Annotated in this window: 19 protein-coding genes; 6 read left to right on the forward strand and 13 right to left on the reverse strand. The window is 67.1% G+C overall.

The window, feature by feature from the left end:
• Positions 1 to 34 precede the first annotated feature (34 nt).
• The 3 genes from G9373_RS14470 to G9373_RS14480 are packed head-to-tail and all read right to left on the reverse strand — an operon-like array spanning position 35 to position 1,529.
• Positions 35 to 478: a hypothetical protein gene (locus tag G9373_RS14470; protein WP_043790546.1), complete on the reverse strand. Its 444-nt coding sequence runs from the start codon at positions 476 to 478 to the stop codon at positions 35 to 37.
• A gap of 23 nt (positions 479 to 501) precedes the next feature.
• Positions 502 to 1,005: a twin-arginine translocation pathway signal gene (locus tag G9373_RS14475; protein ID WP_065492008.1), complete on the reverse strand. Its 504-nt coding sequence runs from the start codon at positions 1,003 to 1,005 to the stop codon at positions 502 to 504.
• Positions 1,002 to 1,529 carry a hypothetical protein gene (locus G9373_RS14480; RefSeq protein ID WP_065492009.1) on the reverse strand — a complete coding sequence of 176 codons (528 nt, stop codon included), beginning with the start codon at positions 1,527 to 1,529 and terminating at the stop codon, positions 1,002 to 1,004. The genes G9373_RS14475 and G9373_RS14480 overlap by 4 nt, the downstream gene beginning before the upstream one ends.
• A gap of 188 nt (positions 1,530 to 1,717) precedes the next feature.
• Here G9373_RS14480 and G9373_RS14485 point away from each other — a divergent pair, with 188 nt between their 5' ends.
• The 6 genes from G9373_RS14485 to G9373_RS14510 all read left to right on the forward strand — a co-directional run bounded on the left by G9373_RS14485 (position 1,718) and on the right by G9373_RS14510 (position 4,466).
• The gene (locus tag G9373_RS14485) at positions 1,718 to 2,179 is read left to right on the forward strand and encodes an Asp23/Gls24 family envelope stress response protein (protein WP_005252221.1); all 462 of its coding nucleotides are present in this window, start codon (positions 1,718 to 1,720) and stop codon (positions 2,177 to 2,179) included.
• The gene (locus G9373_RS14490) at positions 2,176 to 2,490 is read left to right on the forward strand and encodes an Asp23/Gls24 family envelope stress response protein (protein ID WP_005252220.1); all 315 of its coding nucleotides are present in this window, start codon (positions 2,176 to 2,178) and stop codon (positions 2,488 to 2,490) included. The genes G9373_RS14485 and G9373_RS14490 overlap by 4 nt, the downstream gene beginning before the upstream one ends.
• Positions 2,487 to 2,666 carry a hypothetical protein gene (locus tag G9373_RS14495; RefSeq protein WP_005252219.1) on the forward strand — a complete coding sequence of 60 codons (180 nt, stop codon included), beginning with the start codon at positions 2,487 to 2,489 and terminating at the stop codon, positions 2,664 to 2,666. Before G9373_RS14490 ends, G9373_RS14495 begins: the two co-directional genes overlap by 4 nt.
• Positions 2,659 to 3,639 carry a DUF6286 domain-containing Asp23/Gls24 family envelope stress response protein gene (locus G9373_RS14500; protein ID WP_005258132.1) on the forward strand — a complete coding sequence of 327 codons (981 nt, stop codon included), beginning with the start codon at positions 2,659 to 2,661 and terminating at the stop codon, positions 3,637 to 3,639. Before G9373_RS14495 ends, G9373_RS14500 begins: the two co-directional genes overlap by 8 nt.
• A complete protein-coding gene (locus tag G9373_RS14505) occupies positions 3,636 to 4,211 on the forward strand; it encodes a hypothetical protein (RefSeq protein ID WP_133984946.1) in 576 nt (191 codons plus the stop codon). Before G9373_RS14500 ends, G9373_RS14505 begins: the two co-directional genes overlap by 4 nt.
• 90 nt (positions 4,212 to 4,301) lie before the next feature.
• Entirely contained in the window at positions 4,302 to 4,466 is a 165-nt protein-coding gene (locus tag G9373_RS14510) for a hypothetical protein (RefSeq protein WP_240960496.1), read from the forward strand.
• Between the two features lie 26 nt (positions 4,467 to 4,492).
• Here the strand turns inward: G9373_RS14510 and tuf are convergent, their stop codons facing one another.
• From tuf to G9373_RS14560, 10 genes are all read right to left on the reverse strand, one after another.
• The gene (tuf, locus tag G9373_RS14515) at positions 4,493 to 5,683 is read right to left on the reverse strand and encodes an elongation factor Tu (protein WP_005252203.1); all 1,191 of its coding nucleotides are present in this window, start codon (positions 5,681 to 5,683) and stop codon (positions 4,493 to 4,495) included.
• An 89-nt stretch (positions 5,684 to 5,772) separates the two neighbouring features.
• Complete coding sequence (gene fusA / locus G9373_RS14520) at positions 5,773 to 7,875, reverse strand: elongation factor G (RefSeq protein ID WP_005258137.1); 2,103 nt, start codon at positions 7,873 to 7,875, stop codon at positions 5,773 to 5,775.
• Positions 7,876 to 8,035: 160 nt separating this feature from the next.
• A complete protein-coding gene (gene rpsG, locus G9373_RS14525) occupies positions 8,036 to 8,506 on the reverse strand; it encodes a 30S ribosomal protein S7 (protein ID WP_005252199.1) in 471 nt (156 codons plus the stop codon).
• Complete coding sequence (rpsL, locus tag G9373_RS14530; protein WP_005252198.1) at positions 8,506 to 8,880, reverse strand: 30S ribosomal protein S12; 375 nt, start codon at positions 8,878 to 8,880, stop codon at positions 8,506 to 8,508. Before rpsL ends, rpsG begins: the two co-directional genes overlap by 1 nt.
• Positions 8,881 to 9,242: 362 nt before the next feature.
• The gene (locus G9373_RS14535; RefSeq protein ID WP_133986739.1) at positions 9,243 to 9,782 is read right to left on the reverse strand and encodes a DUF3558 domain-containing protein; all 540 of its coding nucleotides are present in this window, start codon (positions 9,780 to 9,782) and stop codon (positions 9,243 to 9,245) included.
• A gap of 11 nt (positions 9,783 to 9,793) precedes the next feature.
• The gene (locus G9373_RS14540; RefSeq protein WP_054245451.1) at positions 9,794 to 10,318 is read right to left on the reverse strand and encodes a DUF3558 domain-containing protein; all 525 of its coding nucleotides are present in this window, start codon (positions 10,316 to 10,318) and stop codon (positions 9,794 to 9,796) included.
• Positions 10,319 to 10,356: 38 nt separating this feature from the next.
• Positions 10,357 to 11,034, reverse strand: a complete 678-nt coding sequence (locus G9373_RS14545) for a TetR/AcrR family transcriptional regulator (protein WP_005572736.1) — start codon at positions 11,032 to 11,034, stop codon at positions 10,357 to 10,359.
• 59 nt (positions 11,035 to 11,093) lie between these two features.
• Positions 11,094 to 11,894 (reverse strand): enoyl-CoA hydratase family protein, encoded by an 801-nt coding sequence (locus G9373_RS14550; protein WP_120660523.1) that lies wholly within the window; start codon positions 11,892 to 11,894, stop codon positions 11,094 to 11,096.
• Entirely contained in the window at positions 11,894 to 13,084 is a 1,191-nt protein-coding gene (locus G9373_RS14555; protein ID WP_133984948.1) for an acyl-CoA dehydrogenase family protein, read from the reverse strand. The genes G9373_RS14550 and G9373_RS14555 overlap by 1 nt, the downstream gene beginning before the upstream one ends.
• Positions 13,081 to 15,090, reverse strand: coding sequence for a biotin carboxylase N-terminal domain-containing protein (locus G9373_RS14560; RefSeq protein WP_133984950.1), 2,010 nt, complete (start codon positions 15,088 to 15,090; stop codon positions 13,081 to 13,083). The genes G9373_RS14555 and G9373_RS14560 overlap by 4 nt, the downstream gene beginning before the upstream one ends.
• Between the last annotated feature and the right edge of the window lie 3 nt (positions 15,091 to 15,093).

The following is a 15,093-nucleotide window of genomic DNA, read 5'->3' on the forward strand; positions in this document are numbered from 1 at the left end:
GGTCCCGACGTTACTCCCTCGTGCGGCTCACAGGTCAGGCGGTGCGGAGGACGAGCAGGTACGCACCACCGGCGGCATCGATCTGCGTCTCGACGTTCAGTTCCGGTGCGAGACGGGACAACCTGTCGAGCAACCACGCCGCCGCGTCCTCGGCGTCCGATTTGCCCGGGCACCGCGCCACCGCCACCCGGCCACCCTTGCGGCCGAGCTGTTCGACCACACCGATGATCGGAGCGGGATCGACGACGAACAACCGGTCGGGCCACGGCACGACCGGTTTGACGGCACCCTTCTTGGTGTTGCACGCACGGTGAGCGAGGCGTTCGACGCCGCCCTTCGCCTTGGCCTTCTTCGCGGTGACGACGCTGTCGATACTGGGGCCGCGCGGATCGTTGACCGACATGTCGGGATCCACCGGTTCGTCACACAGCCAGCAGCGCCACGACTCGCGGTCGCCGACCTCTCGAAGAGTACTCATGGGCGCCAACGCTACCCGTGCGGCTAGACCGGATCGAAGCCGGAAATCAGCCAGTTCTCGCCGGACTTGGTCAGCTCGACGTTGATGCTCGTCGCCGTCACCGCCGGTTCCGGTTTCGCCGCACTGGTGGTGGTCTGGTTGACGAACAACAGCACGGTCGCGGTGTCGGCCGCCACCTCGACCGGACCGGACGCGGCCACCGTCGCCCGGGTGGCCACCTGACTCTCCTTGGCCGCCGGGACGACGACGTCCGTCGTGAACTGGGTGTAGTAGTCGAGGAACTCCCCCGTCAGGCGTTCCTTTGCGGCGCCGACGTCGTTCTCCACCGTGTCCGGCTCGTACGACAGCAGGGCGATCGCGCCCTGCGAAGCGGTGTCGGTGACGGCGGCGCGGACGGTGTCGTCGACGCGCTGGTCGGGCCGGTAGAGCGTGAAGTACAGAACCCCCGCCAGCACGGCCGCGACCGCGGTGAGCGCGCCCAGGATCAGGAGGAGTCTGCGCGACTTCGGCGATGCGTCGGTACTCACTGCACGAACCCTGCCTTCACGATCTTGTATGTGCCGTCCTCGAGTTGCATCGTCACGCGCATTCTCTGACCGCGTGGCTCCTCGGCAGCGCCGCCCGCGTTGGACACCTTCTGCGCGACCGCCACGAGCACGTCTGCGGAGTCGCCGTTCTGCGTCTCGATCGCAGCCTGGCGCACCTCCCCCTGGGACTTGACCTTGGCCTCCTGCATGACCGCGATCAGGTCTGCGGACCGGGCTTCGAATTCGTCGCGGAATTCTCCGGCCGAGCCGTCGAGCACCTTCTGCACGTCCTCGTCGGCCCGCTCGAAGTCCATCGTCGTCAGATCGACGACGCCCTGGCGCGCTGCATCGAGGATCTCGGATCTCTGCTGCGCCTCCTGCTCCGCCTGCCGGTGCGTGTAGCCGAAGTAGCCGCTGACCGCGACGAACGCGAGCGCGAGGACGGCCAGAACCACGACACTCGCGGTGACGGCCGGCGTCCGGGCCTGGGGAGCGGCGTCCTCACCGGTGGGCTCTTCCGCCATGGAGTTCCTTTCGTCGTGCCCGCCTCTGTTACCTGCATCACGTCAGATGCTACCGGGTGGTCATATCAAATATTTTTCGGTGTCATTCGTCGGCAGATCCGCGGGTGCAAAGGCGCGTGGGAGACCCCGCGTACGGTCGGTGATCATTACTGTTGAGGAGAAGGCAGGCGACTCGAAGGGGATCCACGATGACCAGCGATTCAGGCGCACGCAGCCGCGTGCAGTTCGGTGCCGGGGCGACGCCGGAACTCGTCAGTTCCGAGGGACGGACCATCATCGCGGACGCAGTGGTTGCCAAGATCGCCGGTATCGCCACCCGTGAGATCAACGGCGTCTACGACGTCGGCGGCGGCACCGCACGCGCTGTCGGCGCTCTCCGCGATCGGATCCCCGGCGCCCGCGTCAACCACGCCCAGGGCGTCGCCGTCGAAGTCGGCGAGAAGCAGGCCGCCATCGACATCGGCATCGTCGCGGAATACGGCGTCGCACTGCACGAACTCGCGGTCGGCATCCGGCGAAACGTCATCGCGGCCGTCGAGCGCATGACCGGGCTCGAAGTGACCGAAGTGAACATCACCGTCTTCGACGTCATGCTGTTCGACGAATCCGAGGCCGCGTCCGAGCTCGACGGCAAACCGAGGGTGCAGTGACCGGACCACTTCCACCGGACACCCACGCCGAGGACATCTCCGAACGCATCGTCGCTGCCGTCCTCGCAACCCCCGGGGTGGCAGCGATGCACGGCGGCGCGTTCGGTGAAGTCGCGACCTACCTGCCCGGACGCCGGGTGACCGGGGTGACCGTCGGCCCCACGTCCTGTGCCGTCCACCTCGCGGCGCGCTACCCCGCCAACGTCGTCGACACCGCCGAAAGAGTGCGGGCCGCAGTGGAATCGCTGGTGGACGTCCCCGTCGACGTGACCATCGAAGATCTCCTGACAGAGACAGGACAAGCTCAATGAACAGCACAATCACAGGCCTGATCGTCGGGTTACTTCTCGCCATCGCCGGCATCCTCGGTGGTTTCAGCGGATTCGTCTTCGCCGTCCTCCTCGGCGCGCTGGGCATGGCCGTCGGCGCGCACCGCGACGGCCACCTCGATCTCGGCGCCATCCTCCGAAGCCGCGGCCGTGGCTGAACCCTTCACCGCACCCTCCGCCGGTCCCCACGACGACACGGCGCTCGACGACACCGCCCTGCGCGGCGAACTGGTCATCAAGGAGCGCGCCGTCGTGAAGATCGCCGTCGCCGCGGCGCTTCAGGTACCCGGCGTCGTCAAGCAGTCCGGTGGGCTGTCTCGCCTGACGGGCCGGGAACTGCCCCGAGCCGACGTCTCGACGGGAGCGGGCGCCGTCGCGATCAACCTGTACATCGCGGTGCAGTGGCCGTGTCACCTCGACCTCGTCAACCGCCGGCTCCGCGCGCAGGTGCACCGTCAGGTCGAACAGATGACGGGCATGCCGGTCATCGAACTCAACATCGTGGTCGTCGGAACGGAATCCGCAGCCCCCGAAGACAGTTCGACCGAAAGCCGCTACTCCGAACAAGGCGACCCTGCCGTGCCGCCCGCCCCGGTGGCACCCATCCGGCCACGCACGCCGCGTGCGACTCCGGCCGCCGTGCCCGCCGCAATCATCGTCGCCGTCGGGGCCCTCGGTCTCGCGGTCGTTGCGGCGCGTGAGCTGCTCATCATGCGCGGCACCTTCGCCAACGCGCCCTGGATCCGCAACACCGTGCAATGGCTGGGCCGGCTGCACTGGTCCGAGTGGATCGTCCCCGCTGCGGCAGGCGCGATCGTCCTGGGGGTCGTGTTCATCGTCGCGGCCCTCAAACCGCGGCCGCGCACCCACCTGCCGCTCGCCGTAGGTGACACCCCGATCGTCTGGCTGCGCCCCACGGACCTCGCTCGCAATTCCAGTAGCCACGCCAAGACCGTCCCCGGGGTGCTGTCGGCGCACACGACGGTCGACCGCAAGCACGTCACCGTCCGCGTGGTGCGCACCGAATCGACACCCGCCGGCGACGTGGCCATCTCCGTCCGCGAGGCGGTGGAACCGACGCTGTCGCTGCTCGGCACGTCCCCCGAACTCCGAGTGCAGGTGAAGCCGTGAGACATCGGACCGCCGCCGTCAACCGGCTCATCGTCCTGATCGTCGGGCTCGCGCTTCTCGGGTTCGGCGCCTACGCCATGGCCTGGGACCTCCAGGTTCCGATCGTCCGCGAATGGGTGTCGCGGTACGACCGCGCGCGCGTCACCGCACTCCCCGACCAGGACTGGTGGGGCTGGGCGCTCGCCGCCACGGTCGTCGTGGGACTGGTCTTCGGGATCGTGCTCCTCGCCCTGGACCTCACCCGCCGACGCACGTCCCCCGTCGCCGTACCTGATCGCGAATCGGGCACCTACGTGACTGTCGACCTCGGCTCCCTCGCCAACGGGGTCGCCAGTGAACTCTCCCAGTATCCCGGAGTCCGGCAGACACGCGCTCGCGCCGTCATCGAACGCGGCCTCCCCACCCTGTCGATCGTCGTGACCGCCGACCCCACCCTCGACATCTACGACTTCACGCGCAAATCCGAGGACGTCGCGTCGTGGGTCGCATCGACCCTCGGTGGTGAAGAGGTCGCCACCCAGGTCCTGCTCCACCTCGACCGCGCCGACCACCCGGTGCACGTCGAAAGCTGACGCGGGGCGTGGGAGTACCTCGACGCGTTCGCCGCGGAAGGTGGGCTGCTCGGTCTCGGACCGTTCGACGACCCGGCGAGCAACCGGTCCATGGCGATCTTCAGCAGCCGCGAGCGCGCAGAACAATTTATCGCGCGCGACCCGTTCGTCCTCGAAGGCATCGCGCATCCCGGCGACATCCGAGAATGGGATGCGTTGAACTACCACCCAAGTCCGTACCCCGAAAACGCCAATGGCGCCCACCCCGGAGGGTGAGCGCCATTGGCGTTGGTGGAGCTAGATCACTTGTTGATCTTCGTGACCTTGCCGGCGCCGACGGTACGGCCGCCTTCGCGGATCGCGAAGCGCAGGCCCTCGTCCATGGCGACGGGCTGGATCAGCTTGACGGACATCTCGGTGTTGTCACCGGGCATGACCATCTCGGTGCCCTCGGGCAGCGTCACAACGCCCGTCACGTCCGTGGTACGGAAGTAGAACTGCGGACGGTAGTTGTTGAAGAACGGCGTGTGGCGGCCGCCCTCGTCCTTGGACAGGATGTACGCCTGGCCCTCGAACTCGGTGTGCGGGGTGGTGGTGCCGGGCTTGACGACAACCTGTCCACGCTCGACATCTTCGCGCTTGATACCACGAACCAGCAGACCGACGTTGTCACCGGCCTGGCCCGAGTCGAGGAGCTTGCGGAACATCTCGATACCCGTGACCGTGGTCTTGGTCTTGGTTTCCTTGATGCCGACGATCTCGACGTCCTCGTTGACGTTGATCACGCCACGCTCGATACGACCGGTGACGACGGTGCCACGACCGGTGATCGTGAAGACGTCCTCGACGGGCATGAGGAAGGGCTTCTCGGTCTCGCGGACCGGGTCCGGGATGGACTCGTCGACCGCAGCCATGAGCTCGAGGATGTTCTTGGTCCACTCGGGGTCGCCCTCGAGCGCCTTGAGTGCGGAGACCTTGACAACCGGAGCGTCCTCGTCGAACTCCTGCGCAGCGAGGAGCTCACGGACCTCCATCTCGACGAGCTCGATGATCTCGTCGTCGTCCACCATGTCGGCCTTGTTCAGGGCGACGAGGATGTACGGCACGCCGACCTGGCGGGCGAGCAGCACGTGCTCACGCGTCTGGGGCATCGGGCCGTCGGTGGCCGCGACCACGAGGATGGCGCCGTCCATCTGCGCCGCACCGGTGATCATGTTCTTGATGTAGTCGGCGTGACCGGGAGCATCGACGTGCGCGTAGTGGCGCTTCTCGGTCTGGTACTCAACATGCGAGATGTTGATCGTGATACCGCGAGCCTTCTCCTCAGGAGCCTTGTCGATCTCGTCGAAGGCCGAAGCCTCGTTGAGATCCGGGTACGCGTCGTGCAGAACCTTGGTGATGGCCGCGGTCAGCGTGGTCTTGCCGTGGTCGACGTGACCGATGGTGCCGATGTTCACGTGCGGCTTCGTCCGCTCGAACTTCGCCTTCGCCACTGTGTGTCCTCCTGGACTGATTGATGCTTGCGGTATGCAGCAGTGCGGTTGTTATTACTGGGTCGTGCTTCGGCCGGCTGGAACCGAGGTTACTCGCCGGTCGCCTTGGCGATGATTTCCTTCGAGACGTTCGCGGGAACCTCTGCGTAGGAATCGAACACCATGGAGAAGTTCGCCCGGCCCTGGGTCTTCGACCGCAGATCACCGATGTAACCAAACATCTCCGAGAGCGGAACCAGCGCCTTCACGACACGGGCACCACTGCGTTCCTCCATGGCCTGGATCTGGCCACGGCGGGAGTTCAGGTCGCCGATCACATCACCCATGTACTCCTCGGGTGTGGTGACCTCGACAGCCATGAGCGGCTCGAGAATGACCGGGCCGGCCTTGCGGGCGGCTTCCTTCAGCGCCTGCGAACCGGCAACCTTGAAGGCCATTTCCGACGAGTCGACGTCGTGGTATGCACCGTCGAGCAGCGACAGCTTCAGGTTCACCAGCGGGTAGCCGGCAAGAACGCCGTACTGCATCGCGTCCTGCGCGCCTGCATCCACGGAAGGGATGTACTCGCGAGGGATGCGGCCGCCGGAGACCTTGTTCTCGAACTCGTAGGTGGCACCGTCTTCGCCGACGAACGGCTCCAGCGCGATGATCACCTTGGCGAACTGGCCCGATCCACCCGTCTGCTTCTTGTGGGTGTAGTCGTGCTTCTCGACCTTCTTGGTGATGGTCTCGCGGTAGGCGACCTGCGGCTTGCCGACGTTGGCCTCGACCTTGAACTCGCGACGCATACGGTCGACGAGGATGTCGAGGTGGAGCTCGCCCATGCCGCCGATGACGGTCTGGCCGGTCTCCTCGTCGAGCTCGACGGAGAACGTCGGGTCCTCTTCGGCGAGCTTCTGGATCGCGGTGCCCAGCTTCTCCTGGTCGGACTTGGTCTTGGGCTCGATCGAGACCTGGATGACCGGGTCCGGGAAGCTCATGGACTCGAGCACGATCGGCGCGTCCTGTGCACACAGGGTGTCACCGGTCGTCGTGTCCTTCAGACCGATCATCGCGTAGATGTGGCCGGCCACGGCCTCGTCGACCGGGTTCTCCTTGTTGGCGTGCATCTGGAAGAGCTTTCCGATGCGCTCCTTCTTGCCCTTGGTCGCGTTCATGACCTGGGCGCCCGGATCGATCCGGCCGGAGTACACGCGGACGAACGTCAGCTTGCCGAAGAACGGGTGCGAAGCGATCTTGAAGGCCAGAGCCGAGAACGGCTCTTCCTTGCTCGGCTTACGCGTGAGGATCTCTTCTTCGTTGCCCAGGGCGTGACCCTGAACCTCGCCGATGTCCAGCGGGTTCGGCAGGTAGTCGATGACCGCGTCGAGCATGGGCTGAACGCCCTTGTTCTTGAACGCGGAACCACACAGCACCGGGTACAGCTCGGAGTTGACCGTCATCTTGCGGATGGCGCCCTTGATCTCCTCGACGGAGAGCTCCTCGCCGGCGAAGTACTTCTCCATGAGCTTCTCGTCGGACTCGGCGACCGTCTCGAGCAGCTTCTCGCGGTACTCGGCAGCCTTGTCGGCGAGATCGGCCGGGATCTCCTCGATGGTGGGCTCGGCGCCGATGGCGACCGTGCCACGCCAGGTGACAGCCTTCATCTCGACCAGGTCGACGACGCCGTCGAAGTCGTCCTCGGCGCCGATCGGCAGCTGGAGAACGAGCGGCTTCGCGCCGAGGCGGTCGATGATGGTCTGGACCGTGAAGTAGAAGTCCGCGCCCATCTTGTCCATCTTGTTGACGAAACAGATGCGCGGAACGTCGTACTTGGCGGCCTGACGCCACACCTGCTCCGACTGGGGCTCGACGCCCTCTTTGCCGTCGAACACTGCGACGGCGCCGTCGAGCACGCGGAGCGAACGCTCCACCTCGACGGTGAAGTCGACGTGGCCCGGCGTGTCGATGATGTTGATCTGGTTGTTGTTCCAGAAGCAGGTCACCGCGGCAGAGGTGATCGTGATGCCGCGTTCCTTCTCCTGTTCCATCCAGTCCGTGGTCGAGGCACCGTCGTGCGTCTCACCGATCTTGTAGTTGACACCGGTGTAGAACAGGATGCGCTCGGTGGTCGTGGTCTTGCCGGCATCGATGTGCGCCATGATGCCGATGTTGCGGACCTTGTTCAGGTCGGTCAGCACTTCCTGTGCCACAGGATTCTTCCCCGCTCGTAGCTCGTGTATCGGGTGTCGGCCTCCCCGGTGTTCCACCAGCGGGGCCATTGTCTCGAGTTGTAGATCAGCCGGTCCCCGGTAGGGCCCGACGTGCGACTACGCCGGAGCAGTCACGGTAGGTGACTGCTCCGACGTGACGTCACCAGCGGTAGTGGGCGAATGCCTTGTTGGCTTCGGCCATCTTGTGAGTGTCCTCACGGCGCTTCACAGCGGCACCCAAGCCGTTGCTGGCATCGAGGAGCTCGTTGGCGAGACGCTCGACCATGGTCTTCTCGCGGCGCTGCCGGGAGAAGGTCACGAGCCAGCGGAGCGCGAGGGTGGTGGAGCGGCCCGGACGGACCTCGACCGGCACCTGGTAGGTGGCGCCACCGACACGGCGGCTGCGGACCTCGAGGGCAGGCTTGACGTTGTCCAGTGCGCGCTTGAGAGTGACGACCGGATCGGTGCCGGTCTTCTCGCGCGCCTGCTCGAGTGCTTCGTAGACGATGCGCTCGGCGGTGGACTTCTTGCCGTCCAGGAGAATCTTGTTGACGAGCTGCGTCACCAGGGGCGAACCGTAGACCGGGTCGTTGATGAGCGGACGCTTCGGAGCGGGGCCCTTACGTGGCATTAGCTCTTCTCCTTCTTGGCGCCGTAGCGGCTGCGGGCCTGCTTGCGGCCCTTGACACCCTGGGTGTCGAGCGAGCCACGGATGATCTTGTAGCGCACACCGGGGAGGTCCTTCACACGACCACCGCGGACGAGCACCATCGAGTGCTCCTGCAGGTTGTGACCCTCGCCCGGGATGTAAGCGGTGACCTCGACGGAGCTGGTCAAGCGCACACGCGCGACCTTACGGAGCGCCGAGTTCGGCTTCTTCGGGGTGGTGGTGTACACGCGGGTGCACACGCCACGACGCTGCGGGCTGCCCTTGAGGGCTGCCGTCTTGACCTTCGCGGTCTTGTCGCGGCGGCCCTTGCGGACCAGCTGGTTGATGGTTGGCATTTACCGGCTTTCTTCGTGTTGAACAGACTGCTCTGGACAAGCAACCTTGGCTGTTCTGAAATTAGGGATCTAGCAGTTGGGGCAAGAGAGCTGCTGCCCCTCACCCGCACCTCGAGCTGCACCCGAGGTCGGGTGTGTCGCATACCCCCACACAGGCAGCCGGATGCTCGTTCCATGCAGAAATCTGCACGAACGCGCGCACGGCAATACCTCGCTAGGCACACAGATCGGCCCGGGCATGCCGGACACGACCCACAACGATACCCGGCGGCGCGCCGGAAGGTCAAAGTGGGCTGGCAGTGGTAAGGGCTGACCTGCGATGTGGGGTGCTGCTCGGAGCTGTCGGTACGGACACGGGCACATCAACTACTCAGATTGAGCGTCAGATCCGCAAGCGTCGATGCCGCTTCACACGGGTCTGCCGCCCCCGTCTGGAACTGTACCCACCAGCCGACGACGCCCGCGGAGGGTGATCCGACCGTCACTCCGCACGCCCCCGGATCGCCGCGGGGACGCATCACGACGGCCTTGCGCCCCTGGATGGTGGAGGACTCCACCGTGTAGCCGAGCTTCTCGCCGGTCGACTTCTCCGTGTCGAGAGAACCCGTCTCGAACCAGTTGAACGTCACCTTCACGGGACCGTTGGCGCCGACCGCGTCCCAGCGGCAGATCGCGCCGAAGAAGCCCCGTTCGATGGCGTCGGCGCCGACGGTCTGGGCGATCTGTTCGTCGGCGACGGCGTTGCACTCCTCCAGCAGGGCCGTGAACTGTTCGGTGTCACCGGACGAGGACGCCCCTTCTGCCCTGGGTGAGCCCTCGATCGTCGACCCGCACCCCGCGATCAGCCCGACCGCGGTGGCCGCGGCCAGCACCCGAACCGCACGCCACGTCCCGCCGTTCATCACTCCCCCGCTCATTTGGCCCTCGACACGCTGAGTTCGGCGAGATCGCGCGCCACCGTGCACGGGTCCGCCGCGGGTTGCGCGTCCGCGTACATCACCGACCAGTGGACGAAGTCGCCCCCGAACTCCACGCCGAGTTCACACAGAATTCCTTCGGACGATGCGATGAATCCGGGGTGCCCCTGGATGTCGATGTCGGTGGCCGGCCTGCCGATCAGCTCGGAACCTGCCCGCTCGCGGCCGATGGGACTGCCGCGGTACCAGGAGAACGTCACGCTGGGACCGCCTATTCCTGCGGTTTCCCACTCGCAGCCGACGGAATTTCGCGTCACGCCGGTGAAGGGCGGCATCCCGAACGCCTTCGCGACCTCGTCGTCGGTGACCGAACCGCACTGACCGAAGAACGGGCCCGGATCGGTCACCTGCGGGAGTTGCTGCGCGGCAGGCTCGGTACCGGAATCGTCTCCGTCTCCCCCGCAGCCGGCCAGACCGGCGGCGACGGTGATCAGGACGAGCGCTCCCCATTTCCGGCCCATGGTCGGTGACTCTACCGATCCCCGCGCTCTTTGCCCGGTCAGTCGAGAACGGCCGCGTCCAGCATCGGCGGCTGTACCGACTGACCGCTCCGCGGGTGTGCCGACTGGCCGCTCCGCGGCTGTCCGGACGGTAACGCCGCATCCAGCTGCGCCGCCCACTGCCGCACGATCTCCGCTCGTCGTTTGGAGTCGTCCGTGAGCACGTCGGCGAGGCCTAGTCCGCGGGCGAGATCCAGGGTGGCCTGGACGAGCCGGTGCGCCACCGGATCGGCGTCGTCGAATCCGAAGTGTTCGACGGCGGTGCGGTGCGCGATCCGCCCGAACCGTTCCTCGAGCGGCACGATCCGGGCCCGGAGTTCGGGGTCGGCGGCCGCGGCCGTCCAGACCTGCAGCGCCGCCTTGAACAGGGTGCCCGTGTAGTAGTCGACGAGCCGCGACACCACGGCCTCGGTGCGCCCCTCCCCGGTCGGCAGGTCGGTGGCCTCGCGCCGGGCCTGCTCCATCCGGGCATCGAACATGACCTCGAGCGCTGCGGTGATGAGGTCCTCGCGGGTCGGGAAGTGGTGCTGGGTCGCGCCGCGGGACACCCCGGCGCGCTGGGCGACGAGGCTCACCGTGGTGGCACCCCAGCCCAGCTCGGCGAGGCAGTCGATGGTGACCTCGAGGAGATGCCCGCGCGTGACCCGGCTACGGTCCTGCTTCGGTTCGCGGGTCATGTGTCACTTCCTCTCGTCGCGCTGCGCGCCCGTGAGTGCTCGACGAGTCCTGAGACTCGTCAACCACGCACGGGGCCGGAGGCCCATCTCGGCGGCCGCTTCTGCAGGAACGCCATCATGCCTTCCCGCGCCTCCTCGGATTCGAACAGCCTCGCCGACTGGGCGGTCAGCTCGTCGGTGTAGCGGTCGAAATCGGCGAGCACACTGCGCGTCGTCAGGGTCTTCGACTCGGCCAGGCCCTGCGGCGACGCCTGCCGCAACTGGTCGAGCACTTCCTCGACGGTGTCCTCGGGATCCTCGGCGGACTCGCTGATCAGCCCGATGGCCTCCGCCTCGTGGGCACCGAACTTCTCGCCCGTGAGGAGGTAGCGGCTCGCGGCGCGCGAATCGATCCGGGGCAGCACGGTCAACGAGATGATCGACGCGGCGAGTCCGAGCCGGACCTCGGTGAGCGCGAACGTGCTGCGCGGACCGGCGACGGCGATGTCGCAGGCCCCGACCAAGCCCATGCCCCCGGCCCTGACGTGACCGTCGATCCGGGCGATCACCGGCTTGGGCAACTCGACGATGGCCCGCAGCAGGTCGGCCATCTGCCGGGTGCGCGAGCCGACGTCGCCGGACGTCTCACTCAGATCCGCGCCGGCGCAGAACGTGCCGCCGGTGTGGGTGAGGACGACGCCTCGGACGTCGTTGTCCGCGGCGGCGTCCCGCAATCCCTGCAGCAGTTCGTCCACGAGCCTGCCGGAGATCGCGTTCCTGTTGTGGGGCGAATCGAGGGTGAGGGTGGCGAACCCCCGGGTCACCTCGTACCGGACGTACCGGTCGGCTTCCACGTCGGTCATGTGCTGTCCGTTCGACATCAGTACGACTTCGGCAACCCGAGCGAGTGTTGGGAGACGAAGTTGAGGATCATTTCCCGGCTCACCGGGGCCACTCGTGCGATGCGTGCCGCGCCGAGCATCGCCGCGAGACCGTATTCCTTGGTCAGGCCTGCGCCGCCGTGTGTCTGGACGGCCTGGTCGAGTGCCTTGATGCTGGCCTCGGCGGCGGCGTACTTGGCCATGTTGGCGGCCTCGGCGGCGCCGAAGTCGTCGCCGCTGTCGTAGAGGACGGCCGCCTTCTGCATCATCAGCTTGGCGAGTTCGAGTTCGATCTTGATCTGCGCCAGCGGATGCGCGATGCCCTGGTGCGCGCCGATCGGCTCCTTCCACACCGTGCGTTCCTTCGCGAACCGCACCGCGGCGCCCAGCGCGTAGCGGCCCATGCCGATCGCCATGGCGGCGCCGAGGATGCGTTCGGGGTTGAGACCCGCGAACAGCTGCATCAACGCCGCATCGGCCTCGCCGACGAGGGCGTCGGCGGGTAGCCGGACGTCGTCGAGGAACAGCATGAACTGGTGGTCGGGCTCGACGATATCCATCTCCATCGGCGTCTTCACGAAGTTCGCGGTGTCGGTGGGGACGATGAACAGGGCAGGTTTCAGCTTGCCGGTCTTCGAGTCCTCGGTCCGCGCGACGATCAGCACGGCGTCGGCCTGGTCGACCCCGGAGATGTAGATCTTGTTCCCCGACAGCAGCCAGTCCTCGGCTTGACCATCACCCCTCGCTTCGCTCGACCGGACCCGACGCGCGGTGGTCGTGATCTGGTGCGAGTTCGAACCCGCGTCGGCCTCGGTGATGCCGAACGCCATGATCTTCGAACCGTCGGCGAGGCCGGGGAGCCAGGTCTGTTTCTGCTCCTCGGTGCCGTACTTGCCGATGATCGTGCCGCAGATGGCCGGCGACACGACCACCAGCAGGAGGCCAGCGCCGTGGGCCGCGAGTTCTTCCTGGACGAGGGCGAGTTCGTAGATGCCTGCGCCGCCGCCCCCGTATTCCTCGGGGAGATTGACGCCGAGGAAGCCGAGTTTGCCCGCCTCGTTCCACAATTCGGTCAGCGGTTCACTGCGCCGCGCCCGGGGCAGCACGTAGTCGACGTAGTTGAATCGCTCCCCGAGCCTCGACACGGAGGCGCGGAGTTCCTTCTGTTCTTCGGTCTCGATGAAGCTCATGACACTCCTTCAGGCTGCGCTGCTTCGACTACTGCCAGGACCGTTCCCACGTCGACCTGCTGACCGGCGGTCACGGAAAGTTCGGTGAGGACACCGGAAGCCGGCGCCTTGATCGTGTGTTCCATCTTCATCGCCTCGAGCCACACGATCGGCTGACCGGCGGTCACGGTGTCGCCGGCCGCGGCGCCGAGGCGGATGACGGAACCCGGCATCGGCGCGAGTAGCGACCCCTCGGCGACGACGGCGCTCGGATCGGTGAATCGAGGTGCGGCGTGCAGGCTCACCGGGCCCAGGGCGGAGTCGACGAACACGTCGTCCCCGTACCGGGACACGTCGAACGAGCGGCGCAGCCCCGCGACGTCCAGTGCGACGTGCCGCGCCGTGGCCGACACGAGCGCGACGTCGTCGAAGCCCTCGGCCTTCAGCCCGTACCGGGTGAGCAGGTACCGGATCTCGATGTCACCGTCGGTTCCCGTGAACGTCTTGCTCTGCGGCGCGGACGCCAGGTTCCGCCATCCGCTGGGCAGCGAGGTGTTCACGGTCGCGACGTCGCGGTTGTGCGCGGCGTCCGCGAGTGCGGCGGCCAGCGCCGACAGTCGCTCGGTGTCGGCCGAGGCCAGCGGGCGCGCCAGCACGTCCAGCCCGTGTGTGTCGAAGAAGGCGGTGTCCGTGTCGCCGGCAAGGAATGCCGGGTGGCGGAGCACGTTGACGAGGAGGTCGCGGTTGGTGCGCAGTCCGTGGATCTGCGCACGACTCAGGGCCGTGGCCAGCCGCGTGGCCGCCTGCGTGCGGGTGGGCGCGAACGAGATGACTTTCGCGAGCATCGGGTCGTAGTGCACGCCGACGGTGGATCCGTCGACCACACCGGAGTCGAGGCGGATCCCCGGGGAGCGCAGGACGTCGAATTCGACCGCGTTCCCGGGCAGGTCCAGGCGGTGGACCGGTCCGCTCTGCGGCTGCCAGTTCTGCGCCGGATCCTCGGCGTACAGCCGGACCTCGATGGAATGGCCGGACACGGCGGGCGATTCGGCGCCGAGCGCCTGCCCGGACGCCACCTGCAGCTGCAGTTCGACGAGGTCGAGGCCGGTGGTGCATTCGGTGACCGGGTGTTCCACCTGCAGCCGGGTGTTCATCTCGAGAAAATAGAACTCGCCCGCGTCCGGGTCGTCTCCCCCTCGCTCCGCTCGACCGGAAGCGAGGAACTCGACCGTTCCCGCGCCCTCGTAGTCGATGGCCTTCGCCGCGAGCCGGGCGGCCTCGAACAGTCGCTCGCGCATCCCGGGGACGGCTTCGACCAACGGTGACGGCGCCTCTTCCACCACCTTCTGGTGCCGCCGCTGGATGGAGCATTCACGCTCCCCCACCGCCCAGACGGTTCCCTGCCGGTCGGCCATCACCTGGACCTCGATGTGCCTGCCCGTTTCCAGGTAGCGCTCGCAGAACACGGTCGGGTCGCCGAACGCCGACTGCGCTTCGCGGCGGGCGCCTTCCAGCTGTTCCGGAAGGTCCGCGAGCTCACGCACGACGCGCATGCCGCGTCCGCCGCCGCCTGCGGACGCCTTGACGAGTACCGGCAGGTCCGCTTCGGTGACGGCACCCGGGTCGAGTTCGGCCAGCACCGGGACTCCGGCGGCGGCCATCATCTTCTTGGACTCCACCTTCGAACCCATCATCTCGATGGCGGGCGCGGGCGGCCCGATCCACGTCAGCCCCGCGTCGTGGACGGCGCGCGCGAAGTCCGCATTCTCGGAGAGGAACCCGTAGCCGGGGTGGATGGCATCGGCGCCGGCGAGCAGTGCCGCCTCGATGACGAGGTCACCGCGCAGGTACGTGTCGGCAGGACTGTTGCCCGGCAACCGGACCGCGGTGTCGGCCTCGGCGACGTGCGGGCTGAGGGCGTCGGCATCCGAGAACACGGCGACGGTCCCGATGCCTGCGCGGCGGCAGGTGGCGAAGATGCGGCGGGCGATCTCACCACGATTGGCAACCAGTACGGACTGGATCATGTC

The organism is Rhodococcus sp. A14, from assembly GCF_011603105.1.
In the GTDB taxonomy this organism is placed as follows: domain Bacteria; phylum Actinomycetota; class Actinomycetes; order Mycobacteriales; family Mycobacteriaceae; genus Rhodococcus_F; species Rhodococcus_F opacus.

What these genes read in the sequence shown, in the direction of transcription:
- G9373_RS14470 (WP_043790546.1), bottom strand. Translation starts at nt 478, where the DNA reads ATGAGTACTCTTCGAGAGGTCGGCGACCGCGAGTCGTGGCGCTGCTGG.
- G9373_RS14480 (WP_065492009.1), bottom strand. Translation starts at nt 1,529, where the DNA reads ATGGCGGAAGAGCCCACCGGTGAGGACGCCGCTCCCCAGGCCCGGACG.
- G9373_RS14485 (WP_005252221.1), top strand. Translation starts at nt 1,718, where the DNA reads ATGACCAGCGATTCAGGCGCACGCAGCCGCGTGCAGTTCGGTGCCGGG.
- G9373_RS14495 (WP_005252219.1), top strand. Translation starts at nt 2,487, where the DNA reads ATGAACAGCACAATCACAGGCCTGATCGTCGGGTTACTTCTCGCCATC.
- G9373_RS14510 (WP_240960496.1), top strand. Translation starts at nt 4,302, where the DNA reads ATGGCGATCTTCAGCAGCCGCGAGCGCGCAGAACAATTTATCGCGCGC.
- rpsG (WP_005252199.1), bottom strand. Translation starts at nt 8,506, where the DNA reads ATGCCACGTAAGGGCCCCGCTCCGAAGCGTCCGCTCATCAACGACCCG.
- rpsL (WP_005252198.1), bottom strand. Translation starts at nt 8,880, where the DNA reads ATGCCAACCATCAACCAGCTGGTCCGCAAGGGCCGCCGCGACAAGACC.
- G9373_RS14535 (WP_133986739.1), bottom strand. Translation starts at nt 9,782, where the DNA reads ATGAACGGCGGGACGTGGCGTGCGGTTCGGGTGCTGGCCGCGGCCACC.
- G9373_RS14540 (WP_054245451.1), bottom strand. Translation starts at nt 10,318, where the DNA reads ATGGGCCGGAAATGGGGAGCGCTCGTCCTGATCACCGTCGCCGCCGGT.
- G9373_RS14545 (WP_005572736.1), bottom strand. Translation starts at nt 11,034, where the DNA reads ATGACCCGCGAACCGAAGCAGGACCGTAGCCGGGTCACGCGCGGGCAT.
- G9373_RS14550 (WP_120660523.1), bottom strand. Translation starts at nt 11,894, where the DNA reads ATGTCGAACGGACAGCACATGACCGACGTGGAAGCCGACCGGTACGTC.
- G9373_RS14555 (WP_133984948.1), bottom strand. Translation starts at nt 13,084, where the DNA reads ATGAGCTTCATCGAGACCGAAGAACAGAAGGAACTCCGCGCCTCCGTG.
- G9373_RS14560 (WP_133984950.1), bottom strand. Translation starts at nt 15,090, where the DNA reads ATGATCCAGTCCGTACTGGTTGCCAATCGTGGTGAGATCGCCCGCCGC.